General features: G+C 69.0%; 20 protein-coding genes. 10 read left to right on the plus strand and 10 right to left on the minus strand.

The window, feature by feature from the left end; all coding sequences use genetic code 11:
• The 4 genes from imuA' to KEC57_RS01885 form a co-directional block, all read right to left on the minus strand.
• Positions 1–771: a DnaE2-dependent mutagenesis accessory factor ImuA' gene (gene imuA' / locus KEC57_RS01870; RefSeq protein WP_229383663.1), complete on the minus strand. Its 771-nt coding sequence runs from the start codon at positions 769–771 to the stop codon at positions 1–3.
• 196 nt (positions 772–967) lie between these two features.
• A complete protein-coding gene (locus KEC57_RS01875; protein ID WP_229382815.1) occupies positions 968–1,465 on the minus strand; it encodes an HNH endonuclease in 498 nt (165 codons plus the stop codon).
• Positions 1,466–1,867: 402 nt separating this feature from the next.
• Positions 1,868–2,614, minus strand: a complete 747-nt coding sequence (locus KEC57_RS01880; RefSeq protein WP_308187552.1) for a M23 family metallopeptidase — start codon at positions 2,612–2,614, stop codon at positions 1,868–1,870.
• Positions 2,615–3,136: 522 nt separating this feature from the next.
• Complete coding sequence (locus KEC57_RS01885; protein ID WP_229382817.1) at positions 3,137–3,838, minus strand: iron-dependent transcriptional repressor DtxR; 702 nt, start codon at positions 3,836–3,838, stop codon at positions 3,137–3,139.
• A 214-nt stretch (positions 3,839–4,052) separates the two neighbouring features.
• On the opposite strand from KEC57_RS01885, the gene serC reads away from it, so the two are divergent.
• On the plus strand, positions 4,053–5,168 hold the full coding sequence (gene serC / locus KEC57_RS01890) for a phosphoserine transaminase (protein ID WP_229382818.1): 1,116 nt from the start codon (positions 4,053–4,055) through the stop codon (positions 5,166–5,168).
• 36 nt (positions 5,169–5,204) lie between these two features.
• Here serC and KEC57_RS01895 read toward each other — a convergent pair whose 3' ends face one another.
• Positions 5,205–5,837 carry a TetR/AcrR family transcriptional regulator gene (locus KEC57_RS01895; RefSeq protein WP_229383664.1) on the minus strand — a complete coding sequence of 211 codons (633 nt, stop codon included), beginning with the start codon at positions 5,835–5,837 and terminating at the stop codon, positions 5,205–5,207.
• A gap of 197 nt (positions 5,838–6,034) precedes the next feature.
• Between KEC57_RS01895 and KEC57_RS01900 the strand changes: the two genes are divergently transcribed.
• The 6 genes from KEC57_RS01900 to KEC57_RS01925 all read left to right on the plus strand — a co-directional run bounded on the left by KEC57_RS01900 (position 6,035) and on the right by KEC57_RS01925 (position 13,882).
• Positions 6,035–7,690 (plus strand): ABC transporter substrate-binding protein, encoded by a 1,656-nt coding sequence (locus KEC57_RS01900; RefSeq protein WP_229382819.1) that lies wholly within the window; start codon positions 6,035–6,037, stop codon positions 7,688–7,690.
• A gap of 124 nt (positions 7,691–7,814) precedes the next feature.
• A complete protein-coding gene (locus KEC57_RS01905) occupies positions 7,815–8,696 on the plus strand; it encodes an ABC transporter ATP-binding protein (RefSeq protein WP_229382820.1) in 882 nt (293 codons plus the stop codon).
• Positions 8,693–9,502, plus strand: coding sequence for an ABC transporter ATP-binding protein (locus KEC57_RS01910; protein WP_229382821.1), 810 nt, complete (start codon positions 8,693–8,695; stop codon positions 9,500–9,502). Before KEC57_RS01905 ends, KEC57_RS01910 begins: the two co-directional genes overlap by 4 nt.
• Positions 9,499–10,485 (plus strand): ABC transporter permease, encoded by a 987-nt coding sequence (locus tag KEC57_RS01915; protein WP_229382822.1) that lies wholly within the window; start codon positions 9,499–9,501, stop codon positions 10,483–10,485. Before KEC57_RS01910 ends, KEC57_RS01915 begins: the two co-directional genes overlap by 4 nt.
• Positions 10,482–11,477: an ABC transporter permease gene (locus KEC57_RS01920; RefSeq protein WP_372456933.1), complete on the plus strand. Its 996-nt coding sequence runs from the start codon at positions 10,482–10,484 to the stop codon at positions 11,475–11,477. Before KEC57_RS01915 ends, KEC57_RS01920 begins: the two co-directional genes overlap by 4 nt.
• Before the next feature lie 71 nt (positions 11,478–11,548).
• Positions 11,549–13,882, plus strand: a complete 2,334-nt coding sequence (locus KEC57_RS01925; RefSeq protein ID WP_229382823.1) for an exo-beta-d-1,3/1,6-glucosidase — start codon at positions 11,549–11,551, stop codon at positions 13,880–13,882.
• 25 nt (positions 13,883–13,907) lie between these two features.
• On the opposite strand, the gene KEC57_RS01930 is transcribed toward KEC57_RS01925, so the two are convergent.
• Both KEC57_RS01930 and KEC57_RS01935 read right to left on the minus strand, forming a co-directional pair.
• Positions 13,908–14,897: a DUF3027 domain-containing protein gene (locus KEC57_RS01930; protein ID WP_229382824.1), complete on the minus strand. Its 990-nt coding sequence runs from the start codon at positions 14,895–14,897 to the stop codon at positions 13,908–13,910.
• Positions 14,881–15,264, minus strand: a complete 384-nt coding sequence (locus KEC57_RS01935; RefSeq protein ID WP_229382825.1) for a cold-shock protein — start codon at positions 15,262–15,264, stop codon at positions 14,881–14,883. Before KEC57_RS01935 ends, KEC57_RS01930 begins: the two co-directional genes overlap by 17 nt.
• Before the next feature lie 176 nt (positions 15,265–15,440).
• Here KEC57_RS01935 and KEC57_RS01940 point away from each other — a divergent pair, with 176 nt between their 5' ends.
• The 3 genes from KEC57_RS01940 to KEC57_RS01950 all read left to right on the plus strand — a co-directional run bounded on the left by KEC57_RS01940 (position 15,441) and on the right by KEC57_RS01950 (position 19,153).
• Positions 15,441–15,707, plus strand: coding sequence for a multidrug ABC transporter ATPase (locus KEC57_RS01940; RefSeq protein ID WP_229382826.1), 267 nt, complete (start codon positions 15,441–15,443; stop codon positions 15,705–15,707).
• On the plus strand, positions 15,707–17,440 hold the full coding sequence (locus KEC57_RS19050) for a helicase-associated domain-containing protein (RefSeq protein WP_229382827.1): 1,734 nt from the start codon (positions 15,707–15,709) through the stop codon (positions 17,438–17,440). Before KEC57_RS01940 ends, KEC57_RS19050 begins: the two co-directional genes overlap by 1 nt.
• 72 nt (positions 17,441–17,512) lie before the next feature.
• A complete protein-coding gene (locus KEC57_RS01950) occupies positions 17,513–19,153 on the plus strand; it encodes a DNA repair helicase XPB (RefSeq protein ID WP_229382828.1) in 1,641 nt (546 codons plus the stop codon).
• 68 nt (positions 19,154–19,221) lie between these two features.
• Here KEC57_RS01950 and KEC57_RS01955 read toward each other — a convergent pair whose 3' ends face one another.
• From KEC57_RS01955 to KEC57_RS01965, 3 genes are all read right to left on the minus strand, one after another.
• Entirely contained in the window at positions 19,222–19,938 is a 717-nt protein-coding gene (locus KEC57_RS01955) for a pyrimidine reductase family protein (protein WP_229382829.1), read from the minus strand.
• Complete coding sequence (gene folP, locus KEC57_RS01960) at positions 19,938–20,753, minus strand: dihydropteroate synthase (protein ID WP_229383666.1); 816 nt, start codon at positions 20,751–20,753, stop codon at positions 19,938–19,940. Before folP ends, KEC57_RS01955 begins: the two co-directional genes overlap by 1 nt.
• Positions 20,754–20,818: 65 nt before the next feature.
• Positions 20,819–22,039 carry an NAD(P)/FAD-dependent oxidoreductase gene (locus KEC57_RS01965; protein WP_229382830.1) on the minus strand — a complete coding sequence of 407 codons (1,221 nt, stop codon included), beginning with the start codon at positions 22,037–22,039 and terminating at the stop codon, positions 20,819–20,821.
• Between the last annotated feature and the right edge of the window lie 123 nt (positions 22,040–22,162).

Genomic DNA, 22,162 nt, shown 5'->3' on the forward strand with positions numbered 1-22,162 from the left:
TCAGCCGACCGCCCTCGCCGCGAGCCGGTCGAAGCGCCCGACATCCGCCCCGACGGCGATCGGGCGCAGCGGCTCGGCCGCACGCACCGGAGCACCCGGACGCCCGGCCGCCACCGCGATGTGCCCCGCGGCATCGGGCAGCATCACGCGCGCGCGCCGCGGGTGCGGCCACCTCCTGCTCGAGGCGGTGAGCGTCACCTCGCGGCCCGACAGGTAGCCGTGCCCGCGCCCGACACCCTCCCACGCCGGATCGGCGACCTCGATCACGGCCTCGGCCTGCGGCCACGGCCCCTGCACCAGCAGCACGGCGCCCCGGTCGCGCAGTCGCCCGGCCAGCCGTGCGACATCGCCGTCGGCCGCACGCCCGGACGGCCGGACGGCCACCACCGGCAGCACCTCGGCGATGGTCGCGGTCACCGCGAGCCAGCGTGCACCGGGATCGGGGATGAGCACGAGCCGCGAGAGATCGACCCCCAGTCCCTCAGCCGCCTCGGCGCCGAGCCGCGGCATTCCGATCGCTGCGCACCAGGATCCGGACTGCGAGGGCTGCGCGAGCAGCGCTAGCAGCACCGACATCGAGCGCGGGAGCGAATACGCACTGCCCGGGCGCAGACCGCCACCGGGAAGAAGCGATGCGAGAGCGGGGTGCACCGGCAGCACCGGGGCGTCGAGCCGGCGACCCTGCACCCGCTCGAGCTGGGCCCGCAACTGCGCCACGGTGTTCGTCGGCCCCGCGTTCAGGGAGGCCGCGCTCGCCAGGCCCGGACGCATCGACTCCGGGCCGACCGCCTCTTGCACGTGCGATGACGCGAGCTGCACGACCGCCCTCATTTCCCTAGAATAGAACAGATGTTCTATTCACTCAACCGCAGGGAATGAGATTACCGCCGAGTTCCGACAGTTATGTTCGAGACTGCGCTGCCGGGCGGCCCGTGGAGATCATGCCGACTGCCTCAGCGCGCCACCCTCAGGCTGCCAGCGCCAGGTACGGCTCCCACCGGGGGTCGGTGCGCTCGGTGCCCCGAACGGTCCACTGCCCCCCGCGAGGCGGGTGCGGAGTGAAACGCAGCTCCCAGTTCATCTCCTGAGGCGTGCGGTCGCTCTTGATGTTGTTGCAGCGCAGGCAGCAGGCGACGAGGTTCTCCCAGGAGTCCGCGCCGCCGCGCGAACGCGGCAGCACGTGGTCGATGGTCGACGCGGTCTTGCCGCAGTACCCGCATCGGTGATTGTCGCGACGGAGCACACCGCGCCGCGTCACCGGCACGCGGCGCCCTCCGGGCACCCGCACGTACCGAGTGAGAATGATCACCGCCGGGCGATCGTAGGACCGTCTCGTGCCCCAGACCGGATCGGTCTCGGTGTGTTCCACCACGGTGGCCTTCTCGTTCATCACGAGCACGAGAGCCCGCTTGAACGACACGACGGCGAGGGGCTCATAGCCCGCGTTCAGCACCAGAGTGCGCATTGATCATCCTCTCGAACGGCCGGGACGGCTTCCCGGTGATTCGACTTGCGCGACGATCAAGGGCGCAGGGGCATGAAAAAAGGCGCTGTCTTATAGACAGCGCCTTGGAACCGCGGCAATGCCGCGGCATCCACTCGTGCAATGCCGAAGGACGAGGCGTCCGAGCGCATCCATGGTTCGGATGCGTGGTGTGATGCCCATCGTTCAGCTCCCTCCGCTCTCTCAGCGTCGGGTTTCAGGCTAACGCACCCGACGCGAGCGAGGGCCGCGGCATGTATGAACGACACATGGCGTGTCGCCGAACGGCCCCCATGCCCGCTCTACGCAGCGCTGACGCGCCGCGCGGAGCATCCGCGGGCGTGGAGGGCCAGCCACGGCTCTCGCCGCGCAGGAGATTCCAGGTCAGCCGGCGTTGGTCTGCAGCCAGGCCCACGGGTCGACGACCGACCCGTTGATGTGGACCTCGAAGTGCAGGTGATTCGCCGTGGAGCTTCCGGTGCTGCCGACCAGGCCGATCAGCTGTCCTGCTTCGACCGTCTGGCCGACGGCGACCTGACGGCTGCCGTAGGTCATGTGTCCGTAAAGCGTGTTGACCCGCTGACCGCCGATGACGTGGTCGATCGAGATGCCGACGCCATAGCCGCCGTAACTCTCTTGCGAGACCTTCACGACTCCGGCCGCGGCGGCGTAGATCGGCGTTCCGCCGGCTGCGAGAAGATCGACGCCCTGGTGATAGCCCGAGTCGCCGAGGCCGCGGCCCTTGGTGAAGTTGAGGAGCGGCCAGCGCACCTCACCGGTACCGGGCGAGACGAGCGCGATGTTGATCGGGACCGACGACGAAGACGAAGACGCGAGACGAGCGACCTGCTTCGCGCGCTCGGCCGCAGCCTCTTCGGCCTTCTTCTTCTCGATCTCCTCGGCGGTGGTGGCCGAGTAGCTTTCGCGCGAGAGCTCGGTCGAGACGGCATCGGATGCCGCGACGAACGACTGCGCGTCGTCGACGGCGATCTGCTGGATGGTGACGGCGTCTTCCGTGGGAAGCGCCCCGGCGAAGGCCGGGATCGCGACGGTGGCGACCATTCCGCCGACCATGCTCAGCACGACGAGGCTGCGCAGCGGCTTGGTGATGCGCTTCGCACCCGATGGCACGGTCGCCTTCGCAGGCGCTGCCTTTGCAGTCCCTGCCGTAGCAGGCGCCACAGCGGCAGACGTCGCACGAGATCCGCGCACAGACGCGGCACGGCGGTTACGCACGCGACGGGTCAGACTCGTCGCGTCGCTCTCGGGATCAGTCGCATTCGAATCGGTATGTTCAGCCAAGCTTGTCCTCCGGCGCCTCTGCGCCGGGGCGCCTGGCTCGTCAGCACTCGGTGTCGGGGCACGATATGCGGGCTTCACCACGTGGACGACGAGCCGGAGAGGCAATCCACGCGGGGTCCGGTCGGCGGGCTTCTCGCCGGGGTGGACTTTTCGAGGCTACCCGAAGGTAACGAATCTGTCACGCTCCACGCGCGGCAGATCCCGATACACGCCTTCGTCGCACGTGATGCGCGGCGTTCTCCCAGGCTCGCACACGGCCTTCGCTCGATCCGGCAGAGCACCGGACGGCGTCGCTCCGCCCCCAAAAGACGGCAGCATTACGGATGCCGGAGCCCCGGCATCCGTCGAACGTCAGCGCGATTCGTCGACGAGGAAGATGTGCGACGCGATCTCGACGGGAAGCTCGAGGCCCTCGTCGTTGCCGTTCATCTGCACGAGGACGTAGCCCTCGTTGTAGCGGTAGTCGCCGGTCGCACCGGGGACGACGCCCGCGCTCTTGAGCTGCTGCAGCAGTTCGGGGTCGACCTGCGCGGGCTCGGCGAGGCGGCGCACGGTGCCCGTGATGGGCTCGCCCGCGTCGTTGAGGCGTCGCACGAGGCCCACGACGCCCTGCTCGAAGCCCTTGGCCGGCGAGTCGCCGAGCTGGTCGAGACCCGGAATCGGGTTGCCGTACGGGGATTCGGTGGGGTGCCCCAGAAGCTCGACGAGGCGGCGCTCGACCTGCTCGCTCATGACGTGCTCCCAGCGGCATGCCTCTTCGTGGACGTATGCCCAGTCGAGGCCGATCACGTCGGAGAGGAGGCGTTCGGCGAGGCGATGCTTGCGCATGACGTCGACGGCCTTCTGACGTCCCGCGCCGGTGAGCTCGAGCGAGCGATCCTCCGACACGATGACGAGTCCGTCGCGCTCCATGCGTCCGATGGTCTGCGACACCGTCGGGCCGGAGTGGCCGAGGCGTTCCGAGATGCGCGCGCGCAGCGGAACGATGTTCTCCTCTTCGAGCTCGAGGATCGTGCGGAGATACATCTCGGTCGTGTCGATCAGATCGGTCATGTCGCGGCGTCCTTGGGGGTCTAAAGGGGCAAGGCAAGCCTATCTTCTGCCGCCGACGTCGCGGCCGCCCCGCGACGGCTCATCCGCAGAGCAGTGCACAGGAGCCCGGCGCGCGGCGCCAGCACCCCACGCCCAGCTCCTCCGAACTCGCGCTCGCACGTCACCTCGCGTCACGGCGGCGGGAGGCGTGCGTGCGGCTCTCTAGAATCGAGGCATGTCCCACATCGTGCTGCCCCGTGAGATCCTGCCCGCCGACGGACGCTTCGGGTGCGGCCCGTCGAAGGTCATCCCCGCGCATCTCGACGCGCTCGCCGGCCGCGGCGCGTCGCTGCTGGGCACCTCGCACCGCCAGGCGCCCGTGAAGGACCTCGTCGGGCACGTCCGGGCGGGCCTTCGCGAGCTCTTCCGCGTTCCCGAGGGGTACGAGGTCATCCTCGGCAACGGCGGCTCGACGGCATTCTGGGATGCCGCAGCCTTCGGTCTCATCGACAAGCGCAGCCAGCACCTCGTCTTCGGCGAGTTCGGCGGCAAGTTCGCCGCCGCTGCCAAGGCGCCGTGGCTCGAGGCCCCGGATGTCCGCGACGTGCCGGCCGGCACCCGCACGGTCGCCGAAGCCGTGGAAGGGGTCGACGTCTATGCGTGGCCCCACAACGAAACCTCCACCGGTGTCGCGGCTCCGGTGGCCCGCGTGAACGGCGACGAGGGCGCGCTGACCGTGATCGACGCGACCAGCGCCGCGGCCGGCATCGACTTCTCGGTCCACGAAGCCGACGTCTACTACTTCGCACCGCAGAAGAACCTCGGTTCGGACGGCGGGCTGTGGTTCGCGCTCGCCTCGCCCGCCGCCATCGAGCGCATCGAGCGCATCGCCGCGTCGGGTCGCTACATCCCCGAGTTCCTGAGCCTGAAGAACGCGGTCGACAACTCGCGACTGAACCAGACACTCAACACCCCCGCGCTCGCCACCCTGTTCCTGCTCAACGAGCAGTTGTCGTGGATCAACGCGAGCGGCGGACTGCAGTGGGCCGACGCCCGCACGCACGAGTCGTCGCAGGCGCTGTACGACTGGGCCGAGGCATCCGCTTTCGCGACTCCGTTCGTGGCAGACCCCGCCGACCGCTCCCCCGTGGTCGTGACGATCGACTTCGACGACACGGTGGATGCCGCGGCCGTCGCGAAGAGCCTGCGCGCCAACGGCATCGTCGACACCGAGCCCTACCGCAAGCTCGGCCGCAACCAGCTTCGTGTCGCGACCTTCGTGTCGATCGACCCGGAGGACGTGCGTCAGCTGATCCGGAGCATCGACTACACGGTCGAGCGCCTGGGCTGATCGCGGCCGTTCGAGCTCTTCGCAGCCCTCACCCGCTCACACGAGCGGTGAGGGCTGCGGTGCGAGCACTGCCGTCACGATCGCCTCGATCGCGAACTCGGAGGCCCTCCCGAGATCCACGGCATCGGGATCGAGCAGCCACTGCACCTGCAGTCCGTCCATCACGGCCAGGATGCTCGCCGACGCGAGACTGACCGTGGCGGGCGCTGTGATGCCGCGCTCGGCGCACACCACGGCGAAGGCGTGCGCGACTTCACCGCGCAGCGTGTTGTAGCGCTTCTGGAAGAACTCGCGGCCGGGGTGGTCGTCGGTGACCGATTCGGCGGACAGCACGACGTACGCCTGCACGATCCCCGCCCGGTGGGCGTTGATGAAGGCGGTCCGCACGAGGTGGTGGAAGAGCGGCATGCCGTCGGGGATGTGCTGCTCTTCGAGGTCGGCGACGTCGGTCTCGTCGCGATGGTTCAGAACTTCGATCAGCAGGTCGTGCTTCGACCCGAAGTGATGCAGGATGCCGGCGTGGGTCATGCCCACCTGATCCGCGATCTCTTGCAGCGTGCCGCCGGCGAAGCCCTTGCTTCCGAAGATATCCACGGCCGCGTCGAGGATGTCGCGACGACGCGCCAATGTCTCGGGTCGCGACCGCGGCTGGCGTCGTTGAGTCGCCATCATCCGGCCTCCTTCATCGACTGTCGCGGCGTCGTTCCCGCTGGAACAGAGAGTCTACGCACGCCCGTCCGGCGACCTCGTCTCCGCCGCGCTTGCATTAGTTACTTACTTGATTGTAAGTTGATTTCGCAATCACCGCCCGACGCTGTCGTCCCCCTGGGAACACATCGCCGTGCATCCATCACGAAGGAGAAGCAATGAGGCTCAGAACCTCCCTCGTCGCCGTGGGTCTCGCCGCGGCGATCGCCCTCACCGGCTGCGCCGGCGGCGGCTCGTCCAGCGACCCCGAAGCCGGTGCCGCCCTCACGATCGCCAAGCCCGACGGCGCCATCGCCGCCGAGAGCAACAACCCCTGGATCGGCGACTCATCGGCGCTCAAGCTCGGATACGCCAACACGATCTTCGAGCCGCTCGCGTTCGTCAACGTGATCGCCGACGCACCCGTCACCCCGTGGCTGGCATCCGAGATCGAGTGGGCCGACGACTACCGGTCGGTGACCGTCACCGCGCGCGAAGGCGTCACCTGGAACGACGGTGAGCCCTTCACCGCCGACGACATCAAGTTCACGTTCGAGCTCCTGCGCGACAACCCCGCGATCGAGCCCGCCGCACTGGGAATCACCGACGTGACCGTCGACGGTGACGCCGTGACGATCAACTTCGAGAACTCGGTGTTCGTCAAGCAGGACAAGGTGCTCGAGAAGTTCATCGTCCCCGAGCACATCTGGAAGGACGTCGAGGACCCCAGCGACGAGACCAACCCCGAGCCCGTCGGCACCGGTCCGTACACGCTGACCAGCTGGACGTCGCAGAGCGTGCAGCTCGACCAGCGCGACGACTACTGGGGCGGCGAGCTCGCCGTGCCGACGCTCTACTTCGTCTCGTACAACGACAACACCGCGCTGACCACCGCACTCGCCAACGGCGACGCGGACTGGGCGCAGGGCTTCATCCCGAACATCGACGACGCGTACCTGTCGAAGGACGAGCACAACCAGTACTGGGCGCCCGCGGGCCTCGGTGTGGATGCGCTGTGGTTCAACACCGAGACCAAGCCGTTCGACGACAAGGCGCTGCGCCAGGCGCTGAACCTCATCGTCGACCGCGACCAGCACCGCGAGGTCGCCCGCGAGGGCAACGTCCCCGCCCTCACCTCGGTGACGGGACTGCCGACGCCCGCCGGCGACCCGTTCATCATCGACGAGTTCCAAGGACAGGAGTACACGGTGGATGTCGAGGGCGCCAAGGCGATCCTCGAAGAGGCCGGCTACACGTGGGATGCCGATGAGAAGCTCATCGACCCGGATGGCACGCCCGTCACCTTCACGATCCAGGTGCCCCAGGGATGGAGCGACTACGTCACCGGCATCACCCTGATCGCCGAGGACGTGAAGCAGATCGGCATCGACGCCACCGTCGACACCCCCGACGTCGACACGTGGTGGGCCAACAAGGGCACGGGCGAGTTCCAGGCGATCCTGCACTGGACCGACACCGGACTCACCCCGTGGGACATCTACTCCAACGTCATGGACGGTGCACGCTACCTGCCGATCGGCGAGCAGTCGGAGCAGTACAACTTCGGTCGCTTCAACGACCCGGAGATCACCGCTGCGCTGGCCGAGTACGCGAACGCCGCCGACGAGGCGACCCGCGACGCCGCCCTCGCGAGCATCCAGACCTCGTTCATCGACGAGGCCGTGGCGCTCCCGATCGGAACGCGACCGTTCATCGGCGAGTTCAACACCCGCAACTACGTGGGCTGGCCGTCGGATGACGACCCCTACGCGGTGCCCGAGCCCACGCGACCGCAGATGCTCCTGGTGCTGACGAGGCTGCAGGCGGCGGAGTAACCCCGGCGGCACGACCCGGTGGGTGCCCCCGTCCGCGGGGGCACCCACCTCCATGAAGCCCTCTCCCCGAATCGCCTCCCCCGAAGCCCTCCCTGCCGAGCTCCCGAACAGACAGAGGACCCCCGTGACAGACCGACCACTGCTGACGATCGACGACATCCACGTCGTGTACGACGTCGAGCCCCCCGTGCACGCCGTGCGCGGCGTCTCGCTGACGCTGGAGCGCGGTGAGATCCTCGGACTCGCCGGCGAGTCCGGCTGCGGCAAGACGACGCTCGCCTACGGCATCCAGCGTCTGCTCAAACCCCCGGCCGTCATCAGCGCGGGCGGTGTCGTGTTCCACGACGCGTCGGGCGAGGATGTCGACATCACGCGTCTCGACAGCGATGCGCTGCGCCGGTTCCGCTGGGACAAGATCTCGATGGTCTTCCAGGGGGCGATGAACGCACTGAACCCGGTGAAGAACATCGGAAGCCAGCTGGACGACGTGTTCCGCACGCATCGCCCCGGCATGACCGCCTCGCAGCGGCGCGAAGAGTCGGCCGAGCTGCTCGAGCTGGTCCGCGTCGGACGCGACCGGCTCCGCTCCTTCCCCCACGAGCTCTCGGGCGGCATGCGCCAGCGCGTGATGATCGCGATGGCCCTCGCACTCAAGCCTCAGCTGATGATCATGGACGAGCCGACCACGGCGCTCGACGTGCTCATCCAGCGCGAGATCCTCCAGCAGATCTCGGAGCTGCGCCGTCAGTTCGGCTTCTCGGTGATCTTCATCACCCACGATCTCCCGCTGCTGCTCGAGATCAGCGATCGGATCGCGGTCATGCGCGCCGGCGAGATCGTCGAGCTCGACACCCCCGCGAACATCTACCACGGCGCCCGCCACGACTACACGCGCACTCTCCTCGGCTCGTTCCCCAGCCTCACCGGCGAGCGCGGCGGGTTCGTCCGCGGCGCACAGGAGCCCGCTGCGGCCCCGCAGGCCTCCACGGACGGAGACCCCCGATGACCACGCTCGAATTCACGAACGTCAGCCGGCGCTACAAGATCCGCGGAGCCGGCGACATGTACGCCCTCGACGACGTCAGCTTCACACTGACCTCGGGCCGCACGATCGCCCTGGTCGGTCAGAGCGGCAGCGGCAAGTCGACGATCGCGAAGATCCTCACGCAGCTCGAGTTGCCATCCTCGGGCGAGATCCTCCTCGACGGCCGGCCCATCCCGCGCCGCGGTCGTGGCCTGCGCGCCTATCGGCAGCAGGTGCGCATGGTCTTCCAGGACCCCTACGCGTCGCTGAATCCGTACCACACCATCCGGCACCACCTCGAGCGTCCACTGCGCCTTCACCATGTCGTTGCCCGCACAGAAGTCGACGCGGAGGTCGCGCGCCTGCTCGAGAAGGTAAGGCTGCAGCCCGACATGGCCGACCGTCACCCCCACGAGCTGTCGGGCGGCCAGCGGCAGCGCGTGGCGATCGCACGCGCTCTCGCGTCGCGTCCGAGCCTGCTCATCGCCGATGAGCCGGTGTCGATGCTCGACGTGTCGATCCGTCTCGGGGTGCTGAACCTCCTCGCCGATCTGCAGCGCGACGCGAACCTCGGCGTGCTCTACATCACGCACGACCTGGCAACCGCTCGGCACTTCAGTGACGAGATCATGGTGCTCAACCGCGGCGTCGTGGTGGAGTCGGGTCCGGCCGACCGGGTGATCCTCGATCCGCAGAACGAGTACACGCGGCGTCTGCGCGACGCCTCCCCCAACCCCGACCTCCTGTTCGGCGCACGCTCCACCGGCACCGAGGAGGCCGGCGAATGAGATTCTTCCTGCAACGCGCGGCGTTCTACCTGTTCACCCTGTGGGCCGCGATCACCATCAACTTCTTCCTGCCCCGAATGATGAAGGGCGACCCGATCACCGCGTACCTCGCGCGCAACCAGGGCAAGGTGAGCCCCGAGGCGGTCGAGTCGCTGAAGATCCTCTTCGGCCTCGAGCAGGATCGGTCGCTGTGGGATCAGTACGTCCAGTACTGGGCGCTGCTGCTGCAGGGCGACCTCGGCCGGTCGCTGTCGAAGGGCCTGGTCCCGGTGACGGAGGTCATCGCCGATGCCCTCCCGTGGACGCTGGGCCTGGTCGGCATCGCCACGATCATCAGCTTCTTCGTCGGCACGGTGGTCGGCACCTATATCGGGTGGCGGCGCGGCAGCAAGGCGGAGGGCGTGATACCGGCGGCGACATTCCTGTCGACCGTTCCGTACTTCTGGCTCGGCCTGATCATGATCGCGGTGTTCTCCACGACTCTCGGATGGTTCCCCGCGTCGCACGCCTATGACAAGACTCTCCAGCCCGGCTGGGATTGGGAGTTCATCGGCAGCGTCATCTATCACGGGACGCTCCCCGCCCTCACGATCGTGATCACCTCGCTCGGCGGCTGGATCCTCGGCATGCGCAACATGATGATCACCGTGCTCGACGAGGACTACGTCACCGTCGCGCAGGCGAAGGGCCTGCCTCCCCGCCAGGTGGTGACGCAGTACGCTGCGCGCAACGCCGTGCTCCCCCAGTTGTCGAGCTTCGCTCTCGCCCTCGGCTTCATCGTCGGCGGCACTCTCATCCTGGAGATGATCTTCTCCTACCCGGGGCTGGGCCTGCGGCTGTTCGAGGCGACTCTCGCCAAGGACTACCCGCTCATGCAGGGCATCTTCCTCGTCATCACCCTCTCGGTCCTCGTCGCGAACATCATCGCCGACATCGCCTATGCGGCGATGGACCCCCGCACCCGTCAGGAGGAGGCGCAGTGACCGCCGCAACCGGAACGATCGAAGAGGTCACCCCTCCGCCCCGATCCCAGCGTCTGAGCGACAACTTCTCGATGCTTCGCAACCCGAAGGCCGTCGTCGGGCTCTGCATCCTGGGATTCTTCACGCTGCTCGCGATCTTCGGCCCGTGGATCGCTCCGTACGATCCGAACGCGATCGATCTCGAGGCACGCAACTCGCCGCCGAGCCCTGAGCACTGGCTCGGCACGACCCACATGGGTCAGGACGTGCTCAGCCAGATCATCATCGGCAGCCGTGACGTCATGTTCGTCGGCTTCCTCGCCGGCTTCCTCGGCACGCTGCTGGCGGTGCTCATCGGCGTGAGCGCGGGATACCTGCGCGGCGCGGGGAGCGAGTCGCTGTCGGCACTGTCGAACGTGTTCCTCGTCATTCCGGGACTGCCGCTGATCATCATCATCACGTCCCAGTTCGACGACCCGAGCATGGCGCTGATCGCCTTCGTCCTCGCCCTCACGGGCTGGGCGTGGGGCGCCCGGGTGCTGCGTGCCCAGACGATGTCTCTGCGCAGCCGCGACTTCGTGCTGGCGGCGCGGGCGAACGGCGAGCCGCTGTGGCGCATCATCGCCGTCGAGATGATGCCGAACCTCATGGCGGTCATCGCGTCGAGCTTCGTCGGCACCGTGACCGCGGCGATCCTCACCCAGACGACCCTCGCCTTCGTCGGGATCACGCCGATCGACCGGTGGAACTGGGGAACGATCCTCTTCTGGGCGCAGAGCCAGAACGCCTTCCCCGATCGCTGGTGGTGGTATCTGCCGGCGGGCCTGTGCATCGCGCTGGTGGGCATGGCCCTCGCGCTGCTGAACTTCGGCATCGACGAGTACGTCAACCCGCGGCTGCGGAGCGCCGGAAAGCGCGCCCGGGATCTCAAGAAGAAGGGGATGTCGGTGGCCAGCGACGTGACGACCGTCCGCCCCCTCGACCCGGGTCCACCACCCGCCTCGTCCGCTTAGAAGAAGGGCGGGCGCGGCATCCGCTCGACGCGCCCTTCCCTGTTCGCGCACCCACCACTTTTGGAGTCCCTGTGACCACGCTCGCCTACCTCGATCCCACGCTGCCCGTCGGCGAACGCATCGCCGACCTGCTCGCCCGCATGACGATCGAGGAGAAGATCGGGCAGATGCTGCAACTCGACGCACGAGAGGATCTCGAGGACGAGGTCGTTCGGATGCACGCGGGCTCGATCCTGCATGCGTCGCCCGAGAAGGTGCTGCGGGCGCGGGAGCTCACGCTGCAGACGCGACTGGGCATCCCGCTGCTGGTGGGCGAGGACTGCATCCACGGGCACTCCTTCTGGGAAGGCGCGACGATCTTCCCGACGCAGCTGGGCATGGCGTCCTCGTGGGACCCTGAGCTCGTCGAGCGGGTCGCCCGCGCGACGGCCGTCGAGGTGTCGGCCACCGGCATCCACTGGACGTTCTCCCCCGTGCTGTGCATCGCCCGCGACCTGCGGTGGGGGCGGATCGACGAGACGTTCGGCGAGGATCCGTTCCTCATCGGCGAGCTGGCGTCGGCGATGGTGCGCGGGTACCAGGGCGAGGGGCTGGATGATCCGACCGCGATCCTCGCCACCGCGAAGCACTTCGCCGGATACTCCGAGACGCAGGGCGGCCGCGACGCGAGCGAGGCCGACATCTCGCGGCGCAAGCTCCGCTCGTGGTTCCTGCCGCCCTTCGAACGCGTCGCACGCGAGGGATGCCGCACCTTCATGATCGGATACCAGTCCACCGACGGCGTGCCGATCACGGTCAACGACTGGCTGCTCAACGACGTGCTGCGGGGCGAGTGGGGCTACACCGGCACCCTCATCACGGACTGGGACAACGTCGGACGCATGGTGTGGGAGCAGCGGGTGCAGCCCGACTACGCGCATGCCTCGGCCGCCGCCGTGCGTGCGGGCAACGACATGGTGATGACGACGCCGGGCTTCTTCCAGGGTGCGCTGGACGCCGTCGAGCGGGGCCTGCTCACCGAGACCGAACTCGACCGGGCCGTCTCGCGCATCCTGCTGCTCAAGTTCGAGTTCGGACTGTTCGAAGACCCCCGCCTGCCCGATGCGGCCCGGATCCGCGAGCAGATCGCGACCACCGAGCACATTCGCCTCAACGTCGAGGTCGCCCGCCGCTCACTGGTGCTGCTGCGCAACGACGGCGTGCTGCCCCTCGCCGGTGGCCTCACCGCGGATGCCGCGGGGCGCGCGCTGCCGCTGCCGACCGGGGGGCGCCGCGTCGCGCTCATCGGCCCGCTCGCCGACGATGCCCAGACGCAGCTCGGCGACTGGGCAGGCTCCTCCGGCCAGGTCGACTGGCTGCCCGACGGGCATCCCCGCGAGATGATCTCGACCGTGCTCGACGGGCTGCGCGCACACGCACCCTCGGACTGGACGATCGAGCACGCCCGGGGCGCCGACATCCTGACCCTCGTCGAAGACCCGGCCGGCGCGTTCTTCCCCGACGGTCAGCCCCGTCCGCAGATCGTCGTGCCGAGCCCGGCCGATCATGCGCTCCTCGCCGAAGCGGTCGAGGCCGCCGAGCGGGCAGACTACGCCGTCGTGGTCGTCGGCGACCGCATCGAACTGGTCGGCGAAGGCCGCTCGACCGCGACCCTCGAGCTCGTCGGCGCGCAGCTCGCGCTGCTGGAGGCGGTCGCGGCGACCGGCACGCCCCTGATCGTCGTGCTCCTCGCGTCGAAACCGCACGTGCTGCCGGCGACGGTGACGGATGCCGCGGCTCTCGTCTGGGCGGCGAGCCCCGGCATGCGCGGCGGTCAGGCGATCGCCGAACTGCTGCTCGGGCTGATCGAGCCCAGCGGACGTCTGCCGATCTCGTTCGCCCGCCACGCCGGCCAGCTGCCGATCTTCTACAACCAGATCCGCGGGCAGCACGGCGACCGGTACGCCGATCTCACCCAGAGCCCCGCGTTCGCGTTCGGCGAAGGACTCTCGTATTCGGGCGTCGAGTACTCCGGCGCACGCATCCTCGATGCCGACCTGCAGATGAGTGACGTGGTGCGCGCCGAGGTCGTCGTGCGCAACACCGGAGACCGGCCCGTCCACGAGGTGGTGCAGGTCTACGTCCGCGACAGCGTGACCTCGGTCAGCTGGGCCGACAAGGAGCTCAAGGCGTACCGCCACGTCGACCTGCTCCCCGGTGACGCGGCGACCGTCGAGATCACCCTGCCTGTCGCGGAATGCACGATCGTGGATGCCGCGGGCATGCGTGCCGTGGAGCCTGGCGACTTCGAACTGCTCATCGGGTCATCCTCGCGCGACGAGGACCTTCACATCGTGCGGTTCCACGTGGCCGAGGACAGCCGGGAGCGCGCGCAGCTCAGCACGTCGGGAGCCCGGCGCCTCTGAGACCGATGGCGCCGCGACTCACGACTCAGTCGTCGGCGCCGTCATCGTCGTGGTCGTCGGAGTCGTCCTCGTCCGAGTCGTCGGAATCGTCGTCCTCGTCCGAGTCGTCGTCGGAGTCGTCGTAGTCGTCTTCCGAGGCCTCATCGTCGTCCGAATCGTCGTCGTCCGAGTCCTCGTCGTCGTCGTCCTCATCCTCGTCCTCGTCCGAGTCGTCCTCGTCGGAGTCGTCGTCCTCGTCGTCCGAGTCGTCCTCGTCGGAGTCGGACTCGTCGTCGTCGGTCTCGAAGTCGGCGGGGTCGGCGTCCGCGAACTCGTCGATGTCGACGCCGTCGACATCACCGGCATGCAGGATCGACGAGCCGTCGTCGTCGAAGTCGGCGGCGTCGAGGTCATCCACGTCCTCGAGATCGTCGTCGTCCGCGTCCGTATCGGAGTCGTCGGAGTCGTCGGCATGCGCGGCCTCTGCGATCGCGGCCTGCGCGGCGTGGTAGTCGGCGAGCCGCTCGGCCCACGGCACCCAGTCCGGCGCGAGCAGGGCACCGTCACCGGGGAGCAGTTCGACCTCGAGAACGGTGGGCTCGGCGCCCTCCACGCGTGCGAGGCTCACGGTCCAGAACCAGCCGGGGTAGCCGGCGAGACGGTTCGTGAACCGCAGCGACACCACTCCATCGGGCTCGGCTCGATAGCCCGCGGGCTCGCCGATCGAGGACTCCGGAGTGATCTCGCGCAGGGCGTCGAGAGCGAGCTCGAGCGACTCCAGGAGAGTCTGGTCGGGATCGACCGGTGCGATCTCGACGTCCACCGATGCCACGACGGCGTCAGACGACTCACCGGACTCCGCCTCGTCCGAGTTCTCGGGCGCGGCATCCGTCACCGTCGTGTCGGCCCCGGGCGCGGCATCCGTCACGTCCGCTTCTTCGAGCGTCGTGGCCTCTTCCACGGGCGCTGCGGCACCCGCGTCGCCTTCAGGCGAGACGGTGCCGTCAGCGGCGTCGTGCTCAGGCGTCGAGTTCATCCGCCACCTTGCGCAGCACGGCTGCGACCTTCTTCGCGTGTGCGCCGCTCGGGTACCGACCGTGACGCAGGTCGCCACCGATGCCGTCGAGCAGCTTCACGAGATCTTCGATGATGATCGCCATGTCGTCGGCGGGCTTGCGCGAACGCTTCGACAAGCTGACGGGAGCTTCGAGCACGCGCACCGAAAGCGCTTGCAGACCGCGCTTGCCGTCGGCGACGCCGAACTCGAGCCGGCTGCCGGCCTTCGGCGCGGGCGATCCCGCGGGAAGAGCCGAGGCGTGCAGGAAGACGTCCTGGCCGTCATCGGTGACGATGAAGCCGAACCCCTTCTCCTCGTCGTAGAACCTGACCTTGCCGGTGGGCATTCGAGACCTCGCTGATAAGGCGCCCTCGCAGAACGCGGGCGGAACAGTGCATGACAATGCGAGGGCCTGCCGGCCCCCACCTGCCCAGCCTAAGGCACGGGCCCCTCACCGGAGCCGCTGCCCTGCGGCGGCGGGCGGGGATATCGGGGACGGCCCGGACGGGTAGGCTGAGGCCGATGAGCACGAACACTCCTGGCGACGACCTTCCGGTCCGCCGCATCGACCGCATCCTGGCATTCATGTCGCTGGGTCTGCTCGTGCTGTCCATCCTGAGCTTCTTCGCGATCATGATCGCCTCGTCGGCAGGTGCCGACATGTCCGTCGGCATCTGGCCCATGATCGGAGTCCTCGTCTACATCGCGCCGATCATCGCCTTCGCGCTGCTGATGACGGTCCTCATCATGAGCTTCGTGCGGAGGGCCCGGGCCAACCGAGGCGGCTAGTGGTCTCCGATGCGCGCGCTCTCGCGACGTGGCTCGCCCTTCGCGACGATGCTGCGCTCGCCTCGACGCTCGCCGCGCGCGGCGTCTCTCCGACGGTCAACTGGCACGACTTCTTCGACGCCGCAGAGGGCCTCCTCGAACAGGGCTCGCTCGATCGAGCACTGACGCGCCTCGCTCGACCCGAGCTGCTCGCGGTCGCGGCGGCGGCATCGCCGTCCGAACCGCCGGCAACGGACGGAGTCGGCTCGCGCCTCGCTCTGATCGACGACACCGGCCGCCCCTTCGGCCCCGTCGCCGACCGGCTCGCGGCGACGCGCTCCGCCCACCCCGACGCCTTCGCTCCGATTCCCGTCCCCTCGCCTCCCGGCCCGGCCGACGCGCGCTCCGCCGCGGCTGCCGCCGAGCAGGCGTTCACGTCCGCCGGCTCACTCGCCGATGTGCTCCTGGCTTGTCTGCACTCCGCGATCACCCGCACCGGCGCCGGCCCCGTCAGCGCCGCGGACCGCAAACGGCTGACGGATGCCGGAGCCATCACGCACGCCGACGACCTCGAGGATCTGCTCGCCTCGGCAGCCGCATCGGGCCTTGCCATCGCCCACGATCGCGAATGGGTCGTGACGACCGCCGGGGAGCAGTGGCTCGAGACGTCGACCGCCGGCCGATGGGCGACGGTCGTCGAAGGCTTCCGGGCGAGCCTGCCCGAGGGACTCCGCACGCCCGACGGCGGGTTCCTGGCCCCGGGAGTGTGGGCCGACGCGTATCCGCTCGATGCGGATTGGTCCGAGCGTGCCCGCCGACTGCGGCGCCTCGGGGTGCTGTGGGGGCTCTTCGGGGCATCCTCCGACGCCGAGTTCCCCTGGACGGTCGCGCTGCGGACGGGCGCACCCGCGGATGCCGGGACCATGACGCCTCACCTGCCGACCGAGATCGATCGCGTGTACCTGCAGGCCGACCTGACGGCGATCGCGCCCGGTCCTCTCGCGCCCGCGCTCGATCTGCGGCTGCGTTCCATCGCGCTGCGCGAATCGCGGGCACAGGCATCCACCTACCGCTTCACGCCGGAGTCGCTCGGCGCCGGCATGACCGAGGGCGAGACCGCGGGATCGGTGCGCTCGTTCCTCTCGCAGCTCTCGCTCACCGGCATCCCGCAGCCTCTCGACTACCTGATCGAGAGCACCGCCCTCCGCCACGGTCTCGTGCGGGTGCGCAGCGAAGAGTCCTCGGGGCGCACACGCGTCGAGAGCGCCGATGCGGGACTGCTCGACACCATCGCGATCGACCAGTCGCTGCGACCACTCGGACTCGTCGACGACAACGGCGCACTCAGCTCGCGCGTCGCGAGGGACGCGGTGTACTGGACGCTCGCGGACGCCCGCTATCCGGTCGTCGCGCTGGATGACAACGGCACCCCCGAGTCCGTTCATCGGCGTACGGCCACGACGCAGTCCGAACCCTCTCCGACGCCTACGCGCACGTATTCCCGCCTCATCCAGACGCTGCGCAGCGGCCACGGCACGGGCGGCGAAGAGGGCTGGCTCGGGCGCGAGCTCGAACAAGCCGTGCGCGCGCGATCCGAGATCATCGTCGTCGTGAAGATGCCCGACGGCACCGAGCGCTCGCTCACCCTCGAGGCCGCAGGCCTCGGCGGCGGAAGACTGCGCGGTCGCGACCGCGCAGCCGACATCGAGCGCACGCTCCCGGTGTCGAGCATCGTGAGCGTCCGCCCCGCCTGATGCGAGCCGAGAGCGCCGCGACCGGCCCCTGCGGCGCCTTCGGTGGTCGGCGCCCCGGTAGACTGGCACGTTATGGCTGACGGCCCCCTCATCGTCCAGAGCGATCGCACCGTACTGCTCGAGGTTGCACACCCCGACGCGGAGAGTGCGCGACACGAACTCGCGATCTTCGCTGAGCTCGAACGCGCCCCCGAGCACATCCACACGTACCGGATCACGCGGCTCGGACTGTGGAATGCGCGCGCCGCGGGCCACGACTCCGCCGACATGCTCGCGACCCTCGATCGCTGGTCGCGCTTCCCTGTGCCGCCGTCGGTATCGATCGACATCGCCGAGACCGTGGGCCGCTACGGCCGTCTCGTCATCGAGCGCGACGACGAGGGCCAGCTGGTCCTCCGATCGACGGATCCCGCGGTCCTCGCCGAGGTGTCGAAGAACAAGCGCATCCAGCCGCTGCTCATCGGCCACCCCTCGCCCGACGCGTTCCTCGTGGATGCCTGGGCTCGCGGTCACATCAAGCAGGAGCTTCTCAAGATCGGCTGGCCGGCAGAGGACCTCGCCGGCTACACGCCCGGCACACCGCACCCGATCGATCTCGCGGAGAACGGATGGACCCTGCGCCCCTATCAGCGCAAAGCGGTCGACATCTTCACCGAGGGCGGATCGGGCGTGGTCGTGCTTCCCTGCGGCGCAGGAAAGACGCTGGTCGGAGCCGCCGCGATGGCCGATACCAAGACGACGACGCTCATTCTCGTGACCAACACGGTGAGCGCACGGCAGTGGCGCGACGAGCTGCTCAAGCGGACGTCGCTCACCGCCGAGGAGATCGGCGAGTACTCCGGCCAGGTCAAAGAGGTCAAGCCGGTGACGATCGCGACGTACCAGATCCTCACCGCGAAGCGGAAGGGCGAATATGCCCACCTGGCGCTGCTCGACGCCCTCGATTGGGGCCTCATCGTCTACGACGAGGTGCACCTGCTGCCGGCGCCCGTCTTCAAGCTGACCGCCGATCTGCAGGCGCGCCGGCGCCTCGGCCTCACGGCCACGCTCGTTCGCGAGGACGGCCGCGAGGGCGATGTGTTCAGCCTCATCGGCCCCAAGCGATTCGATGCCCCGTGGAAGGAGATCGAAGCGCAGGGCTTCATCTCGCCCGCCGTCTGCTACGAGGTACGCGTGGATCTGCCCGCGGGCGATCGCCTCGAGTACGCCGCGTCTGCTGACGACGAGAGGTACCGGCTCGCAGCGACTGCGCCGGCAAAGATAGGCGTCGTGCGCCGACTGGTCGAGCGGCACAAGGGCGAGCGCATCCTGATCATCGGTCAGTATCTCGATCAGATCGACATGCTCGCAGACGCCTTGAACGCACCGAAGATCACGGGTCAGACTCCGATCGACGAGCGCGAACAGCTGTACCAGGCGTTCCGCGTCGGCGAGATCTCGCTGCTCGTGGTGTCGAAGGTCGCGAACTTCTCGATCGATCTGCCCGAGGCATCCGTCGCCATCCAGGTCTCGGGCTCCTTCGGCTCGCGGCAGGAGGAGGCCCAGCGCCTCGGCCGGCTCCTGCGTCCCAAGGAGTCGGGCAACACGGCGAGCTTCTACACGCTCATCGCCCGCGACACGGTCGACCAGGACTTCGCACAGAATCGTCAGCGCTTCCTCGCCGAACAGGGCTACGCGTACACGATTCTCGACGCGTCTTCGCTCGCCGCCTGACAGCCGACCCGAGAGCTCCTGGCGCGACGTCGGAGGCGTCCCCGCGTCCGCTCCGCTCCGAGACCGCCTCAGGCGGGCGTGCGCGCGTAGCGCAGGAGCACGAACCCCTCATCGTCGGTGACGACTCCGGCGAGCGCGAAGCGGCGGTCGGCCTCGGATGCTCCCCGCACGATCCGCCCGGCATCTCCCCCGACGAATCGGGGAGCGATCGTGACGCACACCTCGTCGACCAGGTCCGCCTCCAGCAGCGCGCCGAACAGGTGCGGCCCACCCTCGCACAACACCTGGGTCCAGCCGCGGTCGGCGAAAGCGGTGAGCATCGCCGGCAGATCGATGGTTTCCGCCTCGCCGCACGCGAGCACGTCGGCCGCGGATTCGAAGAGACCTCCCCGACGGCGGTATGCGGCATCCGTCGTCACGATCACCGGGCGCCGCACCGCGCGCGTGAAGACGTCGTCGTCGGGATCCAGCTGCAGTCCACCGCTCGCGATCGCCAGCGGCGGCTGTGCATCGAGCCCGGCGGCGACACGCCATCGCGCGTCCTCGCCCTCGACGCGCAGTCCCCCGTAGCCTTCGGCACGCACCGTGCCCGCGCCGACGACCACGACATCGGCCATCGCCCGCAGCACCTGCATCACCGATCGGTCGGTCGCTCCGCCGAGCGGGCCGCTGCGTCCGCCGAGGGAGACGGCGCCATCTGCGCTCTCGACGAAGTTCATGCGCACCCGAGGCTGTGCGCGATCCGCCAGGGCATAGGCGTCGAAGAGCTCGGCACGGGTCGGCATCATTCGTTCCCTCCGGGCTGCGTGTTGTGAAGCTCGAGCACGGGCTCTCGCCAGCCGAGGATCGCCTCGACCATGCGCATGGCGTCCACGGTCTCTCGCACATTGTGGACCCGCACGATCCGTGCACCGTGCAGCGCGCAGTAGACAGCGGCGGCGAGCGAGCCCGACAGGCGCTCGCCACGAGCACGATCGAGAGCCTCGCCGACGAAGTCCTTGTTCGACAAGGCGACGAGCAGCGGCGCGCCGAGGGCGGTCAGTTCGCCGAGGCGGCGGGTGAGCTCCAGCGTCTGCCGGGTGTTCTTATTGAGGTCATGGCCGGGATCCAGCACGATGCGAGACGCCGGAACACCGCGCTCGAGCGCGACATCGCGGCGACGAGAGAGGAAGGCCGCCACGTCGCCGACGACGTCTCCATACTGCGGGAGCGGATGCTGAGTCCGCGGCGCCGCGAGGCTGTGCGCGATGACGACCCCGGCGCCGCCCGCGGCGATCTCGTCGGCCATGCGCGGATCGCGCAGGCCGGTGGTGTCGTTCACGATCGCCGCGCCCGCCTCGATCGCGGCACGCGCCACCTCTGGGTGGAACGTATCGACGCTGACGTGCGCGATGGATGAGAGCTCGCGCACGACGGGGACGACGCGCGCGATCTCCTCGTCGATCGGAACGGGCGGCCCCGGCGCGAACTTCACTCCACCGACATCCACGATGTCGGCGCCCGCCTCGACTGCGGCGACTCCTGCGCTGACGGCCGCGTCGAGGGCGTCGGTCGCTCCGCGGTCGTAGAACGAATCCGGCGTGCGGTTCACGATCGCCATGACGGCGATATGGCGAGAGAGGTCGAGTTCGCCTCCGGGCAGGTCGAGGCGCGTCACGGCCGCCGTCACGACAGGATGTCCTCGATCGGCATCTGCGTGTCGCGCAGCCGGTCGGCGCCGACGCGTTCACCCGACCGGATCAGCGCCTGCACCGTCTCGTTGACGTCCCACACATTGACGTTCATGCCGGCGACGACACGTCCTGCGTCCACCCAGAACGCGACGAACTCCCGGGCCTCGAGATCTCCGCGGACGACCAGTTCGGCATCCCTCATCAGCGGCGCGTAGCCGGACAGTTCCATGCCCAGATCGTATTGGTCGGTGTAGAAGTACGGGATGTCGTCCAGCGAGGCCGGAACCCCCTGCATCGATCGTGCCGCCACCTCGCCCGCGGCGAGGGCGTTCGCCCAGTGCTCGCTGCGCAGGTGCCGTTGCAGCACCGGGTGGAAGGCGTTCGCGACGTCTCCGGCGGCATACACGTCGGGAGCGCTGGTGCGCAGCGCAGAGTCTGTGAGCACGCCGTTGAGGATCCGCAGTCCGGCCTGTTCGGCAAGAGCTGTGTCGGGCACGGCGCCGACGCCGATGAGCACGAGATCGGCCTCGACCGTCTCGCCGTCCACGACGACGCCTTCGGCGCGCCGGGTCCCGGTGATTCGCTCGATGTCGACCGAGGTGCGCACGTCCACGCCGTGGTCGAGGTGCAGGGCGCGGAAGACCTCGCCCATCTCCGGCCCGAGAGCGGCCGCCAGCGGTACCGGGTCGCGCTCGAGGATCGTGACCTCGTTGCCGAACCCGCGCGCCGTCGCAGCCACCTCCATGCCGATCCAGCCGGCACCGACGACCACCAGCCGCCGCCTTCCGCCGCGCAGCTGCGCAGCCAGCTCGTCGGAGTCGTCGAGGCGCCGCAGCGTCATGACCCCCGCCAGATCGCACCCCGGCAGCGGCAGCATCCGCGGCACTGCTCCGGTGGCGAGCAGCACGGCGTCGTAGGCGAGTTCGTTCCCGTCGGCGAGCCCGACGATGTGCGCCGCCGGATCGAGCGTGGACGCCGCGACATTCGTGATCAGGCGGATGCCGCGCTCGGCGTACCAGTCGGCGGGATGCAGGATGACGGCATCGATTCCCTCATCGCCTGCCAGGTACCCCTTCGACAGCGGCGGCCTCTGGTAGGGCGGATGCGGCTCTGCGGCGACCACGGTGATGTCGCCCCCGAAGCCCTCGTCACGGAGCGACTCGGCCGCGGTGCCCCCCGCGAGCCCTCCTCCGATGATCAGCATGTGCGTCATGACGACTCCTCTCGACGTAGTCAGCTTCGCAGTGATGACGCCTCGGGACGAGATGCCGGCCTCATGACGGTGGAGTACGTGCGGCGCTCCGGCCGATCGGGACCCCCGCCCGGCGACACGCGC

It is taken from the genome of Microbacterium allomyrinae (assembly GCF_020682705.1).
In the GTDB taxonomy this organism is placed as follows: domain Bacteria; phylum Actinomycetota; class Actinomycetes; order Actinomycetales; family Microbacteriaceae; genus Microbacterium; species Microbacterium allomyrinae.

What these genes read in the sequence shown, in the direction of transcription:
- KEC57_RS01895 (WP_229383664.1), bottom strand. Translation starts at nt 5,837, where the DNA reads ATGGCGACTCAACGACGCCAGCCGCGGTCGCGACCCGAGACATTGGCG.
- KEC57_RS01910 (WP_229382821.1), top strand. Translation starts at nt 8,693, where the DNA reads ATGACCACGCTCGAATTCACGAACGTCAGCCGGCGCTACAAGATCCGC.
- KEC57_RS01950 (WP_229382828.1), top strand. Translation starts at nt 17,513, where the DNA reads ATGGCTGACGGCCCCCTCATCGTCCAGAGCGATCGCACCGTACTGCTC.
- KEC57_RS01915 (WP_229382822.1), top strand. Translation starts at nt 9,499, where the DNA reads ATGAGATTCTTCCTGCAACGCGCGGCGTTCTACCTGTTCACCCTGTGG.
- imuA' (WP_229383663.1), bottom strand. Translation starts at nt 771, where the DNA reads ATGCGTCCGGGCCTGGCGAGCGCGGCCTCCCTGAACGCGGGGCCGACG.
- serC (WP_229382818.1), top strand. Translation starts at nt 4,053, where the DNA reads ATGTCCCACATCGTGCTGCCCCGTGAGATCCTGCCCGCCGACGGACGC.
- KEC57_RS01885 (WP_229382817.1), bottom strand. Translation starts at nt 3,838, where the DNA reads ATGACCGATCTGATCGACACGACCGAGATGTATCTCCGCACGATCCTC.
- KEC57_RS01955 (WP_229382829.1), bottom strand. Translation starts at nt 19,938, where the DNA reads ATGCCGACCCGTGCCGAGCTCTTCGACGCCTATGCCCTGGCGGATCGC.
- KEC57_RS01965 (WP_229382830.1), bottom strand. Translation starts at nt 22,039, where the DNA reads ATGACGCACATGCTGATCATCGGAGGAGGGCTCGCGGGGGGCACCGCG.
- KEC57_RS01940 (WP_229382826.1), top strand. Translation starts at nt 15,441, where the DNA reads ATGAGCACGAACACTCCTGGCGACGACCTTCCGGTCCGCCGCATCGAC.
- KEC57_RS01935 (WP_229382825.1), bottom strand. Translation starts at nt 15,264, where the DNA reads ATGCCCACCGGCAAGGTCAGGTTCTACGACGAGGAGAAGGGGTTCGGC.
- KEC57_RS01875 (WP_229382815.1), bottom strand. Translation starts at nt 1,465, where the DNA reads ATGCGCACTCTGGTGCTGAACGCGGGCTATGAGCCCCTCGCCGTCGTG.
- folP (WP_229383666.1), bottom strand. Translation starts at nt 20,753, where the DNA reads ATGGCGATCGTGAACCGCACGCCGGATTCGTTCTACGACCGCGGAGCG.
- KEC57_RS01930 (WP_229382824.1), bottom strand. Translation starts at nt 14,897, where the DNA reads ATGAACTCGACGCCTGAGCACGACGCCGCTGACGGCACCGTCTCGCCT.
- KEC57_RS01900 (WP_229382819.1), top strand. Translation starts at nt 6,035, where the DNA reads ATGAGGCTCAGAACCTCCCTCGTCGCCGTGGGTCTCGCCGCGGCGATC.